We start from the raw sequence: 18,589 nt of genomic DNA, 5'->3' as shown, positions 1-18,589 counted from the left end.
TAATTTTTACTGTAATAAGTGACACTAATTTAAAAGTCGAAAAATCATTCAAAACCAAATATTTTTAACATAAAACTCCAATGATAAAATCTCTTTATACTACTACGCATTTGTTTCATTTTTAATACCTATTTCTTCAATATGTTTTTATTTAACCTCTTATTTACTAAATAACATACTACAACAAACAAAGTCACTATCCTTGTTTTATTATGACCTTTTATAAAGATGAATTAAACAATAATTAGTGAACAAAAAAAATAAAAACATTAATTACGGAATAATAAAATTATTTTTCTAATAAATAAATAAATTATGTTCAATGGTTTTATCCAAATAAAAGATAAAATCAATAGTAATAAAGAATTGGATCGTGTAAAATTTTTAAAGTCATCTTTGTACTTTTTAAAAATTTCATAATCATAAAACCCTCCTATTCTATATAAAACAAAAGAATGATAATCAAAAATGCCCGTTTTTACACTATGCTGCAATAACACTTTATTTTTAGATTTTAAAGAATAATAATCCGATAAATTATAAAGTGTATTTCTAAAATCATTTATAAAAACCTCAAAAACTTTAGTTTTCCAATAACTATTTTTATTAGGCTTGCTACAAATAAGCTTATCATTTATCCAAAGCAATTTACACTCTTTAACTGCAAATTGTTCGAAGATAATAGCTAATTGAGGAAAATTTTTAAATTTTTCAACCTCAAATTTTGTTAAATCCAACAGTTTATTTTTATTATAAATAGTAGCTCCTGTCAATGTCAAATGCCAACCTATATTATTAAAAACCTCATTTCCAGAATCGAAGACCTTGTTTTTTATAGATAATTTCCTGCCTTTAGCATTACAGGCAATAAAATCATAGTCTTGATTTTGAACATATCCAACTATTTTTTCTATAGCTCCTTTTTCTATAACCATAGAATCTCCTAAATACCATACGTATGTTTCAATTGGAAAAGAAATTGTAGAAAGACAATTCAAATCATGACCTAATCTATTTTCATTTTTTCTATAATAAAATAAAGGATGTTTATTTTTTAGTTCTTCTATAAAAATAGCTGTTTCTTCGTTTGTACTATCATCAGAAATATATACTGGGATTTCAAAAATAATTAACTCATCCAATATTTGCAATAGATTCAAGTGTAAAATTTCTGCTCTGTTGTAAGTAGGAATAGCAATTGCTAATTTAGTTTGCATTCTTTAAAACTATATTAAAATAATTAATTTGATCTTTTATTCCTTTATCTACAGAAATGAATTCGTGCGGAATTAATACAACTAATTGTGCGTTATCTAAAATTACAGTTGTTGCATCTACAGATCTTTTTTTATTAAAATAAATAATTGCATTTTTAGACATATGTTTTTCTATTAAATTTATTATTTCTAATAATGACTTACCTATACCTGTGCTTAAATTTAACGTTACATTAGCAATTGATTGATCTATTATTTTTTTTAAAATATGAACTACATCATCAATATGAATGTAATCTCGCACTGTGTTCCCATCACCCCAAATTTCAATAGGTATTCCATTAAAAATCTTGTTTATAGCAACTGCAATAAAACCTTGATTACCATCAAATGCTTGATACTTACCATAAACATTAGATGGTCTCAATATTATACAATCTAACAAACATATGTTTTTTTTATAACGAAGATAGTCCTCAATAATCTGTTTTGAAAAACCATAATTATTTATAGGATTTAACATTGTTGTTTCTTTAATGATTGAAGTAGCGTTACCATAAACTGTACCTCCTGATGAGAAAAATAAAAACTTTATATTTTTATTAGCAATAAAATCAATTAACTTAAAAGTTGGAATTACGATGTTACTCATTGCATCATAAAAATCAGTATTAGAACTTGAAGGTATTAAGCTGGATAGCAAATGAATAATAACGTCTACATTGTGCTTAATAATAACATTATTAATAAAATCAGTATCTGCTAATGTCCCTATTTCAATAATAATGTTCTTTTCAGAAAAAAAAGAATCCTCAACTAAGTAAGGATTTCTACTTAAAATAATTAAATTATATTTTTTATCCGTTGCAAAAGATTCAATTATATTTTTGCCAATAAATCCAGTACCACCAAGTAGTAAAATATTTTTCATTTAAATAACTCTTTTAAACTAAATTAAGTTTATTGTTTTGTGTAAAAAAAACTTTTTATCTATATACTCACCTAAATCTTTTGTATAAAAAACTGACTTATTAGTACTTATTTTTTCAGTTAAGAGCTGTAATTTTTCAGAAATAGCTACATCTTCTTTAAATAAAAGCAACCCATTATTCAATAATTCAGTATAAAATTCCATAGCACTACAAGACAATTGATCAATAGGCCATTTATTTAAAACGATAATAAAGGGAATTCTGTTGAATAAACAATAATACATCAGCGTATGAGAAAGGCAATCAAACACAACTAACTTTGCATTCGCAACATATTGAATAGAATCATTGGTATAAACATATCTAGAGTCTACAATTATTTTTTTATAAATTGTAGGATTAATTCTAGGATGTGGTAAAAACTTAAAATCTACGTTTTTAAAAAAATTATAAAAAAATTCAATATGATTAACATCTTGATTATGTTCTCCAAATTGGTTTCCAAAATTCACATTTTTTGAAACGTAACAATCGTCACGACCAAACCAAAAAACACCTTCTCTTTCTGCTATTTGTTTTGGATTTTTCTTAAATCGATTTTGAATTATATTATGATCTAAAAAACCCCAACCGTAATAAGAATCACTGATTTTTTTTTCGAATTTTTCATAGGGATTATCAATCCACTCTCCATAAACTCCTCCATGTTGCACTCCAATAATCTCAACATTTCTTGACTGGAGTAGCAATTTCAAATAATTATAATGAAAATCCAAGAAACTTAAAGGAGAACCTTTTAAAACATAAGGCAAGCTCTTACAGGATGCTAAACCTGTGCTAAAAAAAATATCTGGAACTATTTGTTCTAATATTTTTACTGTCTTTAGATCAAAATGAATACTACATGCATCAAAAAAAGATTTTTTAAAATCCGGATCAGTTTTGATTTTTACTGATGAAATTTTATTAAATAATAATTTAAATTTAATTTTATCTGAAATTCGATTACTAACACCCGCTGGCATATAGCCAGTTTTCCCATAACTGAATAAACCAATTATCATCTGTTTAAGTTCATTTTCGTTCAGGATACTTAAATTTTCTTTTTCTTCTAAAACATCTAAAGCATATAATATTGATTTTCGAATCAATGCATTATTTAATAAATCAATGTCTTTACTTTTATGTAAAATAAAATCATTGATATAGTCTAAATAATCAAACCAAAATTGTACAACTTGCACAAACTTAATTTCATTTACTAGTGTAATGCCAGAAGCTGCTCTAGATTTTAAATAAAGAGAAAAAAAATCATTCATCATTAACCTAAATTTACTTTTTTAGAATTTAAGACACCGGATAAAATGTTTTTAGCAAAGAGCTTTAAATCTTTATTTAATATTAAATACGCAGACATAGACAACGTACAAATGATAAGTCCAACTATAATTGTCTTTACCATAGACAATGGATTTTTTGGTTTAATATTCTCTAAAAAAGGAGCTAAAAAGTAATAACTAACAAACAGTATTGTTAACGATACAACTATACACACAATTCTCTTTAAAATAAAATTAAAAAGATTGAATCCTTTTACTTTATAACTCAAATACAAATATAGTGCACTAATTATAAAAGCTGATGTTTTAGCTATTGCGATTGCTAATAATGAAAATTCTTTTTTTAACAAAAACAGGAGTGCTATAAACACTAAAGGGAGAATTAAAGAATTGACATTTAGAATTCTTGTTTTTTCTAATGAAAGTAGCAAATAATTATACGGCATTGTGATATACAAAAAAAAAACAGACGCAATCAACACCTGACCTACCAGGATCGAATCATCGTATCCAAATCCTACCCATCCGATAATAAGAGGCTTCATTAACAATATCAATACTGTAATTGGTAAAAGAAATATAGGAAAAGAGAACTCGAAAATTTTAGAAATAAATTCATACAGTCTATCATCATTTTTTGAAACAATAAAATGATTAAAACGAAATAGAAAAGGATAATAGATGGTATTGTACAAATTTGAAATGAATGTTAAAAGAAAATAGGGAATTGCATAAATAGCAACTGAAGTTATTCCAAAATGTTTTGAAATTATAAAAGAATCAATTTGAAAAAAAACAATCCAAGACAAAGTACTAATCATCGTCGCGGCAGCAAGTCTTTTTGTTTTATTATATATTGCTTGATCAAAGCAAAATGATTTAAAAACTAATTTAAAATCATAACGATACATGCGTCGAATAACAGCAAAAGAAATTAAAACCGTTAATAAATTTAAACCTTGAATAAGGATAAAATAATTTACAATATCAACCGTATTGTTTTTATAAAAGAACCATATACAACCTATCTTTAGGACGTTAACAGCTATATCTATTTGCTGATAAATATCATCTTGAATACGAATTGAAAATACAGACTGTGCATAGCGCTGCAAAAGAATGAATGGTGAGGTTACTGCTAAAATAAAAAATAAACTTGAAGCCACTGATCTGCTATTTTCATTCAAATCTGGAATGATAACATGAGGATAAAACGAGAAAAACAAAATCACTAAAACACATAAAATCAAGAAAATCAACATAATAAAATGAACAAAACTCAGCATTTTAATTTCATTTTTTAAGTCATTTAATGCAAAATATTCCGCTGCATACTTCTGACCTGCGCTTAAAAACCCTAAATCAGTATATTGCAAAAAAGATGTGATGGATATACATAAAACATAAATTCCATAAATATTTGTATTTCCCGAAATCAACGGAATAACAATAGTCATTGATAGTATTCCAGTAATTATCCTAAATGTTTTCCAAAAATATATTTTCAGGTAATTACTATTGTATGATTTTTCCATTTTATGTAACTGCTATGCGAGCTGCTTACTATTTATTTGTGAGTATTATTTAAAACTGACAGCAATGAAACACGGCATTTAATCCTTAATAAATTCTTTTTTTAATCCAGTACCTTTCTCCACATCCATGCTAGCGATCTTTCCTAAAACATCTTTATAAAATTTAGGGTGCATTCCAAATCCTGGTCTAACAGATCTCACATTTTTTTCGGTAATAAGTTCACCCGCTTTAATATCCTCAACCACATATAACGATCTACAGAAATCTTTTCCTTTCGCTTGCTTTTCAGTCAACGTATAATCAACCTTACCAATTGCACTTTCGGTTTCACGCACCGCTTTCACCATATCAGTAAACTCCGCTTCGTTCATCGAAAAAGTGGCGTCTGGCCCACCAATAGAACGATCTAAAATAAAATGTTTTTCGATAATTTTACCGCCAAAAACAGTCGCTACAATGGGTACAGTAACTCCCATAGTATGATCCGATAAACCGCTGATTACATCGTATCTTTCAGCTATGTCTTTTACCATACACATATTAGCTTCCTCAATAGGCGCCGGATAACTTGAAGTACATTTTAATAAGGCAATATCATTATTCCCCACTCTTCTGCAAGCGTCCAAGGCCAACTCTATATCTGCCTCCTCTGCAATCCCTGTAGATAAGATAATAGGTTTCCCTTTTGAAGCTGCATATTCGATTAATGGAATATCTGTTATTTCAAAAGAAGCAATCTTGTAAGCAGGCACATTTAGTGTTTCTAAAAAATCTACTGCTGTTTTATCAAAAGGCGAAGAAAAACAAATCAAACCTTCCTCTTTCGCAACTTTAAACAATTCTTCATGCCATTCCCATGGTGTGTATGCTTGCATGTATAGATCATGTAAATATTGACCATCCCACAGTGTACCTTGACTTATTCTAAAATCCTCTTTTTTTGAATCTAATGTTATGGTATCAGCCGTAAATGTTTGTAACTTAATACAATTGGCTCCTGTACGTTTAGCTGCTCTAATTGTTTCAATGGCTGTTGTTATACTACCATTATGATTTGCAGATAATTCTGCAATTATAAAACTTGGATGTCCTTCTCCTATAAATGTTCCGCCAATACAAATTTCTTTCATAATCTTATTGAATATATTCATTAAACCCTTTATATAATTTTTTGCCAATGGCTGTTTCGATATAATCAGAGATTGGCATCCCTAATTTATCTTCGATAGACCATTCTACATCTTTAAAATCGAATAGATGTCTGAACCTAACCGTACTCGAAAACCGAGGGTTTATTTCAAAAACGACAGGCCCTTTAGAAGTAAGTCTTAATTGAACGTTGATACTTCCTATCAATTGCAATTTTTCGGCAACATTATGAAGCAACTTATCTATTTCTTTATTGTCAATCACTTCGCCATAACCAGTAAAACCACCCATTAATTCCCTTTTTAGAATAATAGATCTGATAATTCCACTTTTACTTCTAAAAACACCGCAAGTATATTCTCCATTGTCTCCATCTAAAAACTCTTGAACAATAAAATCTGGATTCCCTTTTTTTAAAGCCATAAAGGTATCATTATCCCTAACTATACTTACAGTTGAACTACCAGAACCCGTTCTTGATTTCATGATTACTGGAAATTCTTCCAGCTTCTCAATAGCATCAACAGAATGGGTAATTGGAAAAGGAAGGTTTTCTTTTTTTAGAAAATCAGCCGTTTTTAATTTATCAAATCCAATTTCAAGAGCGGATGCTGATGCCAATATCACCTCTGCATCACCAATTTTATTTATATTTTCTTTAGATAAAAAACGTAATTCTGGTTCTGAAATCGGAATAATAAAATCGATTTTTTTTTCAGTAACGATACGTTCCAAGTTGCTGATATATTCTGGAACATTGCAAGGTAAACCTAAGAAAAAATTAGAATAAATAAATTTAGCTGCATTTTTATCAGAAATATCGCAACCATATAAATTACCTACCAAACTATATTCATTAAGTATTTTACCAACACTTTGACCAATATCTCCGCCACAACCCGTTACAAGTATGTTTAGCTTATCTTTTATCATAAAATTTACTACCGTTTATTATTAGTGAGTTTATTTATTATAAATAGCAATTAAGTTGAAAATCAATGAATAGCTATCGTTCTAAAATATTCGAAGAATATCCAATTTTTGGTTCGAATCTCTTTATTTCTTCTAGTAATACCGCAACATCATAAGGTGTTGCTTTAATTTCAAAACTTTTATTACTAGTATTAATTACAACCCAATAGGCTAAGCCTCCTTTTTGTCTGGACTGCCCTACTGAACCACAATTTATCAAAGTGCTGTTTGCGCATCTAACCGAAAAAGCATAATGCGAATGCCCTATTAGTACAAAATCATGCGCTATTGAATTGCATTTTTCCAATTGTTCGATAGAAGCATCCGGATAAACATACTCATCTACGCTTGATGGACTACCATGATTCAATTGAAAACTAACGTTATCAATACGTACTGATTTTTGCACTGGTAAAGAAAACAGCCACTGTTGGGTTTTGTCATCCAAACTTTTTAAGGCTTGTTCATGACCTCGCCCATACTTGTCTTTCAACAATTGGGGTTCGATCGTACCGTTTTTTAAATCCTCCAGTAAAACCTCATGATTTCCCTTTATGATTTCATAATCCCAATCCGAAAGCATTTCTAACACAATTTCAGGATGGTAATAGTAACCTACAATATCTCCTAAAACCAATAATTTTTCAATCCCTTCTTTTTTGGCCGTTTTTAAAACCGCTTCCAAAGCATAGTGATTCCCATGAATATCTGAAATTACACCTACCTTCATTCGAAATAATTAATTTCATTTAATATGCTCAAAGCGGCATCCTCAGGTTGAATAAGTTTGTTGTCCTTTTTCAGCGACTTAAAATAATCTTGATTAGGAAACGTACTCTGTCTAATATCCTCCTGCATTTTAGTATCCAAAACTCCAGGATCTATACTGTGTAAGAAAAGTAATGAATCTTCTTTATTTTCTTCTTCCAAAACCATAAAAAACAATTTCAAATAGGCTTTTGCAGCTCCATATAATGACCAATAAGGAATTGGCCTGTTGCCAGCACCAGAAGAAATGTTAACTAATATCTTTTTATTCTTTGGAAATAGTCTTAACAGCGCATTAATCAAACTGACTGGATAATTGACATTCACCTTTATTGATGTTGCAATGTCCAATTCTTTAAAACTACCAATTTTATCTATTGGAAAAATAATACTGGCATTATTAAAAAAATACACGTTAGTTTCAGCATTCAATTTTTCGGTAATGATTTCGAATATAGAATCTAAAAAAGGATCCGCTAAATCGGTTTTTATAAATATCATTTTACTATCGCTTATCGCTTTGTGTTCTTCGTGTACAGAACGGGACAGCGATACAATAAATGCATTTTCATCTTTTAGCGTGACATCAATAAGGGCTTTTCCAAGCCCTCTATTTCCACCAGTAATTACAATTATTTTCTTCATTTCCTCTATTTTGCTCTTGCTATATTAACTATTTCTAGCGATACTTTGATTTTTCAAGTTAGTTCGTGATAAATTTCGAGTGAATCACAACGTCTATATATTCCGAATTGAAAATGCAGTGATTCTTCAAAACTGCTTCTTTATTGAAACCAGAATTATCAAGAACAGGATACAACTTTGGTCTTAAATCAAAGGCGTATGTTGATATCTTATACAGCTTCAAATCAGTAAAAGCAACTTGCTCAATTAAATTCAAGAAAATGCTCCAATGTTTTTCGAAATCATCTTTTTCTAAATCGGTATTCATTATGAAAGATATCTCCGCATTTTTATCAATCCAATTAATATGAACCAAACCTCCATAACCAATACACACTTCATTTTCAAAATAAGAAAAGAGAATTTGAGCCGGCTGTTCTTTGTCAAAAAGAGAATTCACAACATTTTTAAAATAATGTTCTTGATTTTCTAAGGTAAGAAGTTTACTTTGTCTCAGGTGATAAATTTGTTCGTTTCTCCATTTCATTATATCAAAACGATCCTCATACCGAATAGGGCTAATTTTATAATTCTCGAATTCGAAAACCTGATTATGTAGAACAGAATACAATTTCATTTTAGTTTAAACGATTAAATCCTCCGTGACAAATAGGTCCTTCTAGTAAATCATTAATATTGAATTCACCCGTTTCGCATCTATATATCATTGCAAAAACACCGTCTAATGCCTCAAAATAAGAATTTAAGTGCGCGTCACTATGTTCTGTACAAGCGTAAAAATGAGTGCTTGCTAAAAATCCTTTTTTCAACATTTCTTGGGTTACATATGTTTTATAAGCTAGTGCATTACCACTTGTAAAACCATAAGTACTTAAAGAAGGAATTCCTGCAATAGAAATAGAAAGATTATGACTGTCAGCCAGTTTTTGCCAACCTAAACGCATTTTGTTACCAATAGCAGTTATCTGTTCCCAAGATTTTACTTTTTCCATTACGTCTAAAGTAGCCAAGGCCGCAGTTGGACCTATCCTTTCTGTCCAAAACGTACTACTTATGAAAGTGGTTTGAGCCGCTTCCATAACTGATTTTCTTCCCACTACTGCAGTTAATGCGTACCCATTCCCTATTGTTTTACCAAACATAGTGATGTCTGGCTCCACACCAAATTTTTGAAATATCCCTCCAAAAGTCTCTCTAAAACCAGAAGTACATTCATCAAAAACCAATACAATATTTTTTTGAGTCGCCAAATCTCTTACTTTTTGTAAAAAATTATCTTCTGGACCAAAATTTCTCAAAACTTCCATTTTGATTACTCCAATATTGTTATTTTCGACTATTGACAATAATTCTTCATAGTTATTATAGTGAAAAGGGAATACCGTGTTTTTTAAATTTTTCGGTACTCCTTTTGGGCTTAATCCAGGAATCAAATGGCCTGATAAATCATCCCCACCGTTATGATTAGCAGATAAATACCAGTCATGCCAACCATGATAGCCACATATAGCCACTTGGTCTTTACCAGAAGCTGCACGGGCAATTCTAATTGCAATGGAATTTGCTTCCCCTCCACTTCGTGCAAATCGAACCATATCTGCCCATGGATTCATTGCAATTAACCTTTCGGCTAAATACACTTCTTCAGGACAATTTAAGGTACTCATGTTTCCTTTTTTTACTGTTTCAATTACAGCTGCATCTACCTCGTCATTCCCATATCCCAAAGTATTGGTACCAATTCCCATTATGGACATGTCCAATAATTCTTTTCCGTCTAAATCCCAAACTTTACATCCTTTTGCTTTTGAAAAATAAGAAGGCCAATGTTCAGGTAAAAACATTTCTGGTCTTTTTGAAAGTAACATTGTCCCTCCCGGAATAAGTTCTTTGGCTTTTTTATATAATTCTTGTCCTGTACCCATTATTTATCATTTTTTAATGACTTTAAAAGTCCTTCGTTTCTAATAATTTTATCATTCACTTTGGTCAAATTATTTTCAATAATATAATTTACATATTCCAACCAAGTTATATCAGTGCCTAATTCATGTACCAAAATTTCGATTAATTCAAAATCCCTTACTTCATCAACCGTCATTCTTATCTTGGAAAAATCCCACTCACAAGGAAAATTAATAGCAGTAAATAAATCTCCTCCATTAAAATCTGAATTGTTTCGTATGTATGGAGTAACATGCTCCCGCTCTGATAACAATGTAGCATTCTTCCATGCTTGCTCTAATGCAGTAAATTTAAAAACTTCAATATCTTGCCCATCAGGGAAGTTTTCAATAAGGCCGTTTGAAACGTAATCACAATTATTTTCCTGTACAAACGTAATTACTTGATCCACTAAAATTGGATCAATCAGTGGACAATCAGATGTTACTCTCACAATCCAATCAGGGTTTTTATCTTTAACTGATTGATAGAATCGGTCCAAAACATCGGACTCAGAACCTTTCGAAGCACTAAAACCCCATTCGATCGCTTTATCAAATAGTACTTGATCTGCTGGTTCGCTTGTTGTGGCAACAATTATTTCAGAAACGGTAGTGCATTTCCTTAATCGCTCCAAATGAATTTGGAGTAATGACTTTCCGTTAATTTCTTTTAATACTTTACCAGGTAATCTTGTACTCCCAACTCTAGCCTGGGTAATTACTATTGTTTTTACTTCCATAGCGATGGATTTAATAAATCTGTATTACTAACTTGAATTGTATTGATTTTTTGAATCGTATCTTGATCCATTTTATAATCTAAAGCATTTACGTTTTCTAACAACTGACTTACTGAATCCACTCCAATCAATACTTGATCAATCTTTTCTTGAGTCAAACAGTAGCTTAATGCTAAATTAGAAATACTTGCCTTTTTTTCCTCTGCTATTGTTTTAATAGCGATTAATTCTTTGGATAGTTTTTGGAAAATCTCAGAGGTATCCTTTCGCTCTTTGAAGAATAACCCTTGTAAAAAAGTGGATCTTGTATGAATGATTTTACCTTTTTCTTTTAACTTATGCATTAATTCCCCTCTTATTGATTCATTATCCAATAAGTTAAAAGGCATCTGAACAACAGTCACATTATCGTCCAATAATAGTGTTTCTATTTGACTGTTTGTGTAAACAGAAACCCCAATATGCTTGATTAATCCCTGCCTTTTTAAATTATTTAAAACTGAAATAATTTGGTTGCTATTTTCGTAAGAATCAAAGGAATGAAACATTAAAACTTCTAGACAGTCCACATTTAAATCAGTACTATACATTCTAATTTTTTGTTCGATTTCTTCAACGACTACTTTGTGTGGAATTTTTGTGATGACATCAAATTTTATTTCGGGATTTAACTTGTGAAAATCCCCTATTACTTTATGGGCATTCCCGTAGGCTTCTGCTGTATCTAAAGTGTCAATTCCTACCTCAAATGCCTTTGACAAAATCAAACAACTATTCTCGAAAGTGATCTTCCCAGAATTGTTATTAACTCCATAATCCAAACCCATCTGAACGGTCCCTAAAATCAGTTTACTCATATGTACTTATTTACTGTAATATGCTGTTATTTTGTCAATAACATAGTTTTGTTCCTCTGTTGACAATGTGGGATACATTGGTAAACTAATACAATTTTTATAATAATTTTCGGCATTTGGCATATCGCCTGCTGCCCAACCTAATTGTTTATAATAAGGCATTAAATGGCAAGGTATATAATGGATTTGAGCAAAAATTTTATTTTCTCTCAAATGATTATACAAGCCCAAACGATCCTCAACTTCAATAACATAAAGATGATAAGCATGACCCTCAACAACACCTGACTGTCCTTGTATAAAAGACTTCCCTCTAAAGGCTTCATTATAAATCGATGCAATTTCTCTTCTTTTTACCATTCCATCATCAGCTCTTTGTAATTGACTTGTTCCTAAAGCAGCCTGAAAATCGGTCAATCTGTAATTGAATCCTAAAGTTTGCATTTCCATATACCAGCCAGGATAAGCATCAGTTGGCGTAGTTGTTCCGTTAGCAAATTCTATAGAATTACTGTAGTCCGACTCGTTTTTAGTAATACCGTGTGTACGTAATGCTAAAAGTTTTTTGTACAAAATTTCATCATTAGTCGTTATCATTCCACCTTCTCCACAAGCGATATGCTTTACAGGGTGAAAAGAAAAAATAGCTAAATTGGCAAATTTGCTATTTCCGCAATTTTGACTACTATTGTTTGTATCATTAAAAAAACCGCCTGGCGCATGACAAGCATCCTCTATAATCCACAAACCATATTGATCTGCTAATTTTCTGTACGCTGCTAAATCCACAGCTCGTCCAGCAAAGTCAACAGGAATAATTCCTTTATAAGTTCCTTTTGGAGATGCCTCTAATAATGCTTTTACTTTTTCAATATCCAAAAGATACGTATCGGGATCAATATCTGAGAAAACAACCTCTCCACCGCAGTAACGCACACAGTTTGCTGATGCCGCAAAAGTGATGGGTGTTGTAATCACTTTGTCCCCATCCTTTACATCTAATGCTAATGCACATAAATGCAATGCAGCAGTTCCATTAGAAACAGCTACCGCATAAGTACTTCCTACATATTCTGCAAAAGCTTTTTCGAACTCTAAAATTTTAGGACCTTGTGTCAGATAATCAGACTGTAATGCATCAATAACAACATTAATGTCTTCTTGCGTAATATTTTGACGACCATAGGGTATTACTTTATCAATCATTTATTAAAAAATTTGAATCAACATGTTCTTTTATTAACTCCCTTAAACCTTCAACAGTTTCCCATTCCGAATTAGTTCCTGAATTATAATTAAATCCTTCCTCAACTTTAACAGCATTAAAAGTAGATATAAAACCATCTAGATTAAAATTAGGAATAGAGGGTAATATTGTAAAATACTTCCCTAAATCATACGTATTGTAAGAATCCGAAGAAGTAATCATTTCTTCATGAATTTTTTCCCCTGGTCTAATTCCAATAATTTCTAAGGGACATTCTGGAGCAACAGCTGCAGCAACATCAGTAATTTTATACGAAGGTATTTTTGGTATAAAAATCTCACCACCCCAAGCTTGATCAATAGCATGCATTACCATATCTACACCTCCTTGTAATGATATATTAAAACGAGTCATTGTAGGATCAGTAATAGGCAATTTCCCTTCTGCTTTCTTTTTCATAAAAAAAGGAATAACAGAACCATTAGATCCCATTACATTACCATATCGAACAACAGAGAACTTAATCGGATTAGTTCCTTTTATATTATTAGCTGCAACAAATAACTTATCTGAAGTTAATTTAGTAGCACCATATAAATTAATTGGTGCACAAGCTTTATCAGTTGACAGTGCAACAACATTGCTTACGCTTGTTTGCAAAGCAGCATGAATAACATTTTGTGCACCACCAATATTAGTTTTGATACACTCATCAGGATTATATTCAGCTAAATGCACATGTTTCATTGCGGCAGCGTGAATCACAATATCAACGCCTTGAAAGGCCCGTACCAATCTTTGCTCATCTCGAACATCTCCCAAAAAGAAACGAATTTGAGGGAATTGGCTTTCTGGAAATTCTTGAGCCATTTGAAACTGCTTTTGCTCATCCCTAGAAAGTATGATCAATTTCTTAATTTCAGGAAAATTTTTAAAAATATGAGAAGTTAATGCTTTCCCTAAAGACCCCGTTCCACCAGTTATTAAAATTGTTTTATTTTCAAGATTCATATTATATATATATTTGTGAAATAATACTATTGTTTACCCTCATTGGATATAATTCTTTTATTCTTTTTCCATAGTATAGAACTAAGAGGACACCACCTTTGTAAACATTCGTCTTACGGCCAACCCCATCACCGTCAAAAAACCAGCTAAAGTCCCTCCAAAGACAATCCCTTTCGCCTTTCCAAATTGTTCTTTTTTCAAAGGCAAAATCGGTTGATCAATCACTTGAATCAAAGGGGTTTCTTTACGCAAAGTAACTTTGGCTAGTTCAGTTTGTTTAACTAACTCGGTTAGTATCGCAGTATTAGCCTGAACATCCACCTGTCTGCGTGCAGAAGGAGCACGGCGCACATTCATGGCAGGATTCAATCCAAAAGTATTATCATTAGCAACAGCCACACCAGTAATGGCACCATTGAGTGCCCCACGAATAGAATCCGTTTGACGTTCTAGGATATCCATATTCTCACGTGCTTTTTTACTCTTCGTAGTTACGTAAAAATCGGATACTTCTTTTACCAAAGATTCAGTAAAATATTTAGAAAACAATTCATTGGTAGAAGACACATCAATTGTAATAATCGCTATTTTTTTATCTTTTTGACCTACAACCAAACCATTTTTAGATAAATCTTGATACATAACCCCTAAAATACTGTCATGCACTCGGGTAAAGTACTTTCTCTTGGTATCGGGTAAAAACTGGATCGCCTTGAATTTAGGATTTTCATTCCATTGATCTCTCCATTCGTTATTCTGAATATACATCTCTGCAAGAGAAACAGCCTTTCCATCAACAACAACGGGACTCAACAACGTTTGTTCCACCATCGCACGGGACTTGAACAATTCTGTCAAATTAGAGCCGGTAAAAATACTCCCGCCGCCGCCGCCGAGATCTAAGCCAAGCGAACTGGCCAATCCAAGGGCACTCCCTAAACCACCGCCACCTTTTTCATCTTCCAAAGCAAAAGACAAACTGGCAGTGTACACTGGTTTTTTACTAAAAGAATAAGCAAGACCCAATCCGGCACCTACAATCCCCGCCAAAACAATGACCTTCCATTGCGAAAGCAAATAAGAAAACCATTCCCTTCCTTTTTCTATTAATTCCTTTAACGATATTTCGTCATTTTGTACTTCCATCAACACTTATATTTAATAACTAACAGCTAATTATTTTTCGTTTTTTGCCCACCGTTTTTCATTCACCATTTTTTCAATCATCGTTCAACTAATATCGGAAACGGAATCCTCTTCACACCACTCCTCCATCGCCCTTAAATTAAAAACGCAAAAAAACAACGAAAAAGTAAAGTGGCAGCAGTCCGCGAGTTGAGGACGAAGGACGAACGGCTCGGGCTGCGGAACGGCACTTTAAGGTAGTTTTTAAGCTTTTAATTTTCAGGCTTGATTTTTTTGTTTCTTTTTTGATCAAGCAAAAAAGAATAGATTGTTCTTTAATAATTTTATATCGCCTCAATAACTATAAAGTTAATGCATGAATATTTTTTTGTTCCTTTTTTGATCAAGCAAATAAGAAAAAATTGTTCTTTAATAATACTATATAGCCTCAATAACTATACAGTTAACCTATGAATAATTTTTTATTTCTTTTTTGATCAACCAAAAAAGAAAAAATTGTTCTTGAGCAGTAATAATTCCTTAATCACTCTTCACACCACTCAAATTTATAACAACAAACTCAAATTGTAAATATCTAAATCTTTAAAAATTTTCATTGTTCTTATTGCAAGGAATTCTTCCTTTTACAGACAACGATAAACCTTAAACCTTACCTCAATATAGCAATAATAACTCCAGCCAAACTCGCTAAAACTCCCGCTATACTTACAAATTCTCCCGTACTCATCTTTTTGGTCTCTGGTTTTTCAGGAACAATAATCTGCGACCCCGGAGTTACCTTTGGGTAATTTTTGAAAAACAAGAAAGAACTCGCAACATCTGCTTTTCCATTTGGATAAATGATATACGCTTTTTTCTTCCACCCTTTAGCATCAATCCCACCGGCTGCATTCAGATAATAACGAAACCCTTTACTGCGGTCATACGGAATCTCCGAAGTCAGCAGCACATTTCCAGTCACTTTAACGCCTTCATTAAAAGGAACAACTTCAATTTCATCTCCTGGAAACAAAGTCACATTGGTATTGCTCTTTTGATTCTTAATGATGGACTTCCAATCCACTGGAATAGTCGCATATTTTAAATCTTCTTTTAATTTTTTCTCTAATTTATTTTGAATGCTGTCTTTTTTTCCTAAGTTCAAATTGACATTTTCCAAATCTTCAATTTGTTTAGCTTGTATAGGCCTTTTGATACGTACCCCTTCTAAATTGGCAACCGAAGTCAATCCACCTGCTCTTTGAATCACATCATACACACGGTCTTTTTTACCGGCCAAGACATATTTACCAGCATACTGCACTGCTCCACTTACAGTCACCATCTCAGGTTTTTCGTATACCGCCATCTTTCGGATATTGACCACATCAAAAGGAAGCAGCGCAAAATTTTTAGCCTGCTCATTATTGGTGGCTGAAATCTCGATATTAAACAATTCTACTTTATTAGGATTCGAATCATCGATCTCCTCTGATTGTATCATTCGTGCTATTTCAACCTTTTTAGAAGCCGAACCACTTAAACCCCCTGCCTGAACCAATACATCATTAAGGGTTAAGTTATCGTAATATTGATATACTCCTGGTTTTTTTATTTCTCCATTAATGGTAATGGTAAATTCTTCTTCGAAATCTAAAATAGAATAAACCGTAACAACATCTTCTCTTTTTAAGGGAACGTCCGCATCCAAATCACCAGACAAGGCTTGAGCCAAATTGACATTGACGATTTCTGTAGTCAGATCGGATCGCAACCTGATAATTCGGGCTCTATTGTTGTAAGCATCTTCTTTTAAACCATCTGCTTTGCTGATTAGGTCAGAAATGCGCATGCCCTCATAAAAGGAATACGTATCCGGTCTAAAAACGGCTCCTTCGATTGTGATTCGGTTTTCAAAACGGCTTAAAATTTTAGAAACGCGAAACACATCGCCTGACAGCGGTTTGTAGGTATTGAATTCAGACTCCTTAATATCTGTTACTTTGAATTCCTTATTCGTTTTTTGCAACACATTGACAGAGGCCGTGTAAGCAAATTCGTTAAACCCCGAAGCAAAAGACACTAAAGTATTAAAAGTCTCGCCTTTCTTCATTTCAAAGATTCCAGGTCGTTTGACCTGACCCTCTACCGTTACCCTTTGACTGTACGCCGGAATCCGAATGACATCATTATCCTTCAGACCTACATTGTCAGACTGGTCTCCATTAACCAAAAAACGATAAATATCTATATTTCTATATACCTTATTGTCTCGCAATAATTCTATATTTCTGTAACTGCCGTTCTTTCCCGGACCTCCACCTAAAAACAACGCATTATAAACGGTTGCTAAAGAAGAAATAGAATAATTTCCCGGCTGCTTACTCCCTATTATCGTTACTCGGATTGTTCTAATTCTACTAAGACTCACACCCACCTGTGACTGACCGGATGCAACTGTGCTATACACACGCGCAATGGCACCTCTGATCTTTTGAGTAGCCGCTTCAATAGTCATTCCTGAAACGGAAATCTGACCTACATATTGAATAGTAACTTTACCTTCTGTAGTAACCGGCACCGATGCATTAAATTCCTGAACACCATAAACGCTGATTTGCAATTCATCACCAGGCCCTAGCACATAGTTCATTGGGGTCGCTAATTTCAAATTAGGTTCGAAATTTAGGATAGGATTGTCAAAAAGCTCTGAACCAAAGATTAACGCATTGACAGTATCTTTCACCTTCGTATTGACAATTTTTTCTTGTTTTCTGCTAAGCTCTTTTGTATCCGCTTCATTCTCTGAATCACCAATTATTCCAGAAGCTGCTCCATTAGTTTGCTGCAAACGAATTTTCAATTTGGCAAATTCAGCTGCGGGCATTCCTTTTGCTAAAGACATAGGCTCAGCTTGCTCAATAGTCAAATTATTAGACTGCAACTGCATTTTTATTTTTGAAATATCACCATCGGATAAATTATCCACTTTAAGTGTACTTAAATCAGTACTCTTTAATAAATCTTGAGCTACCGCAGTAGTCGAATAGAAAAAAGCGATAAAAAGGACAAGAACAGTAATTATTTTTTTCATAAAATGGGTGTGTAAATTTATCCTGCGCAATTATTGGCAATTAATAGTAG

Annotated in this window: 16 protein-coding genes; all 16 read right to left on the bottom strand. The window is 32.2% G+C overall.

What is annotated here, in order from left to right:
* Positions 1 to 269: 269 nt before the first annotated feature.
* Positions 270 to 1,217, bottom strand: coding sequence for a glycosyltransferase (locus G7A72_RS12030; protein WP_165152642.1), 948 nt, complete (start codon positions 1,215 to 1,217; stop codon positions 270 to 272).
* The gene (locus G7A72_RS12025) at positions 1,207 to 2,148 is read right to left on the bottom strand and encodes an NAD-dependent epimerase/dehydratase family protein (RefSeq protein ID WP_165152641.1); all 942 of its coding nucleotides are present in this window, start codon (positions 2,146 to 2,148) and stop codon (positions 1,207 to 1,209) included. Before G7A72_RS12025 ends, G7A72_RS12030 begins: the two co-directional genes overlap by 11 nt.
* 18 nt (positions 2,149 to 2,166) lie before the next feature.
* Positions 2,167 to 3,471: a hypothetical protein gene (locus G7A72_RS12020; protein WP_165152640.1), complete on the bottom strand. Its 1,305-nt coding sequence runs from the start codon at positions 3,469 to 3,471 to the stop codon at positions 2,167 to 2,169.
* The gene (locus G7A72_RS12015; RefSeq protein WP_241258614.1) at positions 3,471 to 4,946 is read right to left on the bottom strand and encodes an oligosaccharide flippase family protein; all 1,476 of its coding nucleotides are present in this window, start codon (positions 4,944 to 4,946) and stop codon (positions 3,471 to 3,473) included. Before G7A72_RS12015 ends, G7A72_RS12020 begins: the two co-directional genes overlap by 1 nt.
* Before the next feature lie 156 nt (positions 4,947 to 5,102).
* Positions 5,103 to 6,176, bottom strand: coding sequence for a pseudaminic acid synthase (pseI, locus tag G7A72_RS12010; RefSeq protein WP_241258507.1), 1,074 nt, complete (start codon positions 6,174 to 6,176; stop codon positions 5,103 to 5,105).
* Positions 6,160 to 7,107 carry an ATP-grasp domain-containing protein gene (locus G7A72_RS12005; RefSeq protein ID WP_165152638.1) on the bottom strand — a complete coding sequence of 316 codons (948 nt, stop codon included), beginning with the start codon at positions 7,105 to 7,107 and terminating at the stop codon, positions 6,160 to 6,162. The genes pseI and G7A72_RS12005 overlap by 17 nt, the downstream gene beginning before the upstream one ends.
* Positions 7,108 to 7,180: 73 nt before the next feature.
* The gene (locus tag G7A72_RS12000) at positions 7,181 to 7,876 is read right to left on the bottom strand and encodes a metallophosphoesterase (protein WP_165152637.1); all 696 of its coding nucleotides are present in this window, start codon (positions 7,874 to 7,876) and stop codon (positions 7,181 to 7,183) included.
* Entirely contained in the window at positions 7,873 to 8,559 is a 687-nt protein-coding gene (locus G7A72_RS11995; protein WP_165152636.1) for an SDR family NAD(P)-dependent oxidoreductase, read from the bottom strand. The genes G7A72_RS12000 and G7A72_RS11995 overlap by 4 nt, the downstream gene beginning before the upstream one ends.
* Before the next feature lie 58 nt (positions 8,560 to 8,617).
* The gene (locus tag G7A72_RS11990) at positions 8,618 to 9,175 is read right to left on the bottom strand and encodes a GNAT family N-acetyltransferase (RefSeq protein WP_165152635.1); all 558 of its coding nucleotides are present in this window, start codon (positions 9,173 to 9,175) and stop codon (positions 8,618 to 8,620) included.
* A gap of 1 nt (position 9,176) precedes the next feature.
* A complete protein-coding gene (locus G7A72_RS16530; RefSeq protein ID WP_206531507.1) occupies positions 9,177 to 10,484 on the bottom strand; it encodes an aminotransferase class III-fold pyridoxal phosphate-dependent enzyme in 1,308 nt (435 codons plus the stop codon).
* Positions 10,484 to 11,245, bottom strand: coding sequence for a cytidylyltransferase domain-containing protein (locus G7A72_RS16525; RefSeq protein WP_206531506.1), 762 nt, complete (start codon positions 11,243 to 11,245; stop codon positions 10,484 to 10,486). Before G7A72_RS16525 ends, G7A72_RS16530 begins: the two co-directional genes overlap by 1 nt.
* Positions 11,236 to 12,102, bottom strand: coding sequence for an aldo/keto reductase (locus G7A72_RS11980; protein WP_165152634.1), 867 nt, complete (start codon positions 12,100 to 12,102; stop codon positions 11,236 to 11,238). Before G7A72_RS11980 ends, G7A72_RS16525 begins: the two co-directional genes overlap by 10 nt.
* Positions 12,103 to 12,108: 6 nt before the next feature.
* Positions 12,109 to 13,308 (bottom strand): UDP-4-amino-4,6-dideoxy-N-acetyl-beta-L-altrosamine transaminase, encoded by a 1,200-nt coding sequence (gene pseC, locus G7A72_RS11975; protein ID WP_165152633.1) that lies wholly within the window; start codon positions 13,306 to 13,308, stop codon positions 12,109 to 12,111.
* Positions 13,301 to 14,320, bottom strand: a complete 1,020-nt coding sequence (gene pseB / locus G7A72_RS11970; protein WP_165152632.1) for a UDP-N-acetylglucosamine 4,6-dehydratase (inverting) — start codon at positions 14,318 to 14,320, stop codon at positions 13,301 to 13,303. The genes pseC and pseB overlap by 8 nt, the downstream gene beginning before the upstream one ends.
* An 81-nt stretch (positions 14,321 to 14,401) precedes the next feature.
* Entirely contained in the window at positions 14,402 to 15,466 is a 1,065-nt protein-coding gene (locus G7A72_RS11965; RefSeq protein ID WP_165152631.1) for a Wzz/FepE/Etk N-terminal domain-containing protein, read from the bottom strand.
* Positions 15,467 to 16,115: 649 nt separating this feature from the next.
* On the bottom strand, positions 16,116 to 18,539 hold the full coding sequence (locus G7A72_RS11960) for an SLBB domain-containing protein (RefSeq protein ID WP_165152630.1): 2,424 nt from the start codon (positions 18,537 to 18,539) through the stop codon (positions 16,116 to 16,118).
* Positions 18,540 to 18,589 lie beyond the last annotated feature (50 nt).

This window comes from Flavobacterium sp. Sr18 (assembly GCF_011064265.1).
Lineage (GTDB): Bacteria > Bacteroidota > Bacteroidia > Flavobacteriales > Flavobacteriaceae > Flavobacterium > Flavobacterium petrolei.
Note: the sequence above shows the minus strand (reverse complement) of the source record. Positions and strands in the feature narration are given on the sequence as shown.

Coding starts and splice junctions, on each gene's coding strand:
- G7A72_RS12030 (WP_165152642.1), bottom strand. CDS start 1,217: ATGCAAACTAAATTAGCAATTGCTATTCCTACTTACAACAGAGCAGAA.
- G7A72_RS12025 (WP_165152641.1), bottom strand. CDS start 2,148: ATGAAAAATATTTTACTACTTGGTGGTACTGGATTTATTGGCAAAAAT.
- G7A72_RS12020 (WP_165152640.1), bottom strand. CDS start 3,471: ATGATGAATGATTTTTTTTCTCTTTATTTAAAATCTAGAGCAGCTTCT.
- G7A72_RS12015 (WP_241258614.1), bottom strand. CDS start 4,946: ATGACTATTGTTATTCCGTTGATTTCGGGAAATACAAATATTTATGGA.
- pseI (WP_241258507.1), bottom strand. CDS start 6,176: ATGAATATATTCAATAAGATTATGAAAGAAATTTGTATTGGCGGAACA.
- G7A72_RS12005 (WP_165152638.1), bottom strand. CDS start 7,107: ATGATAAAAGATAAGCTAAACATACTTGTAACGGGTTGTGGCGGAGAT.
- G7A72_RS12000 (WP_165152637.1), bottom strand. CDS start 7,876: ATGAAGGTAGGTGTAATTTCAGATATTCATGGGAATCACTATGCTTTG.
- G7A72_RS11995 (WP_165152636.1), bottom strand. CDS start 8,559: ATGAAGAAAATAATTGTAATTACTGGTGGAAATAGAGGGCTTGGAAAA.
- G7A72_RS11990 (WP_165152635.1), bottom strand. CDS start 9,175: ATGAAATTGTATTCTGTTCTACATAATCAGGTTTTCGAATTCGAGAAT.
- G7A72_RS16530 (WP_206531507.1), bottom strand. CDS start 10,484: ATGGGTACAGGACAAGAATTATATAAAAAAGCCAAAGAACTTATTCCG.
- G7A72_RS16525 (WP_206531506.1), bottom strand. CDS start 11,245: ATGGAAGTAAAAACAATAGTAATTACCCAGGCTAGAGTTGGGAGTACA.
- G7A72_RS11980 (WP_165152634.1), bottom strand. CDS start 12,102: ATGAGTAAACTGATTTTAGGGACCGTTCAGATGGGTTTGGATTATGGA.
- pseC (WP_165152633.1), bottom strand. CDS start 13,308: ATGATTGATAAAGTAATACCCTATGGTCGTCAAAATATTACGCAAGAA.
- pseB (WP_165152632.1), bottom strand. CDS start 14,320: ATGAATCTTGAAAATAAAACAATTTTAATAACTGGTGGAACGGGGTCT.
- G7A72_RS11965 (WP_165152631.1), bottom strand. CDS start 15,466: ATGGAAGTACAAAATGACGAAATATCGTTAAAGGAATTAATAGAAAAA.
- G7A72_RS11960 (WP_165152630.1), bottom strand. CDS start 18,539: ATGAAAAAAATAATTACTGTTCTTGTCCTTTTTATCGCTTTTTTCTAT.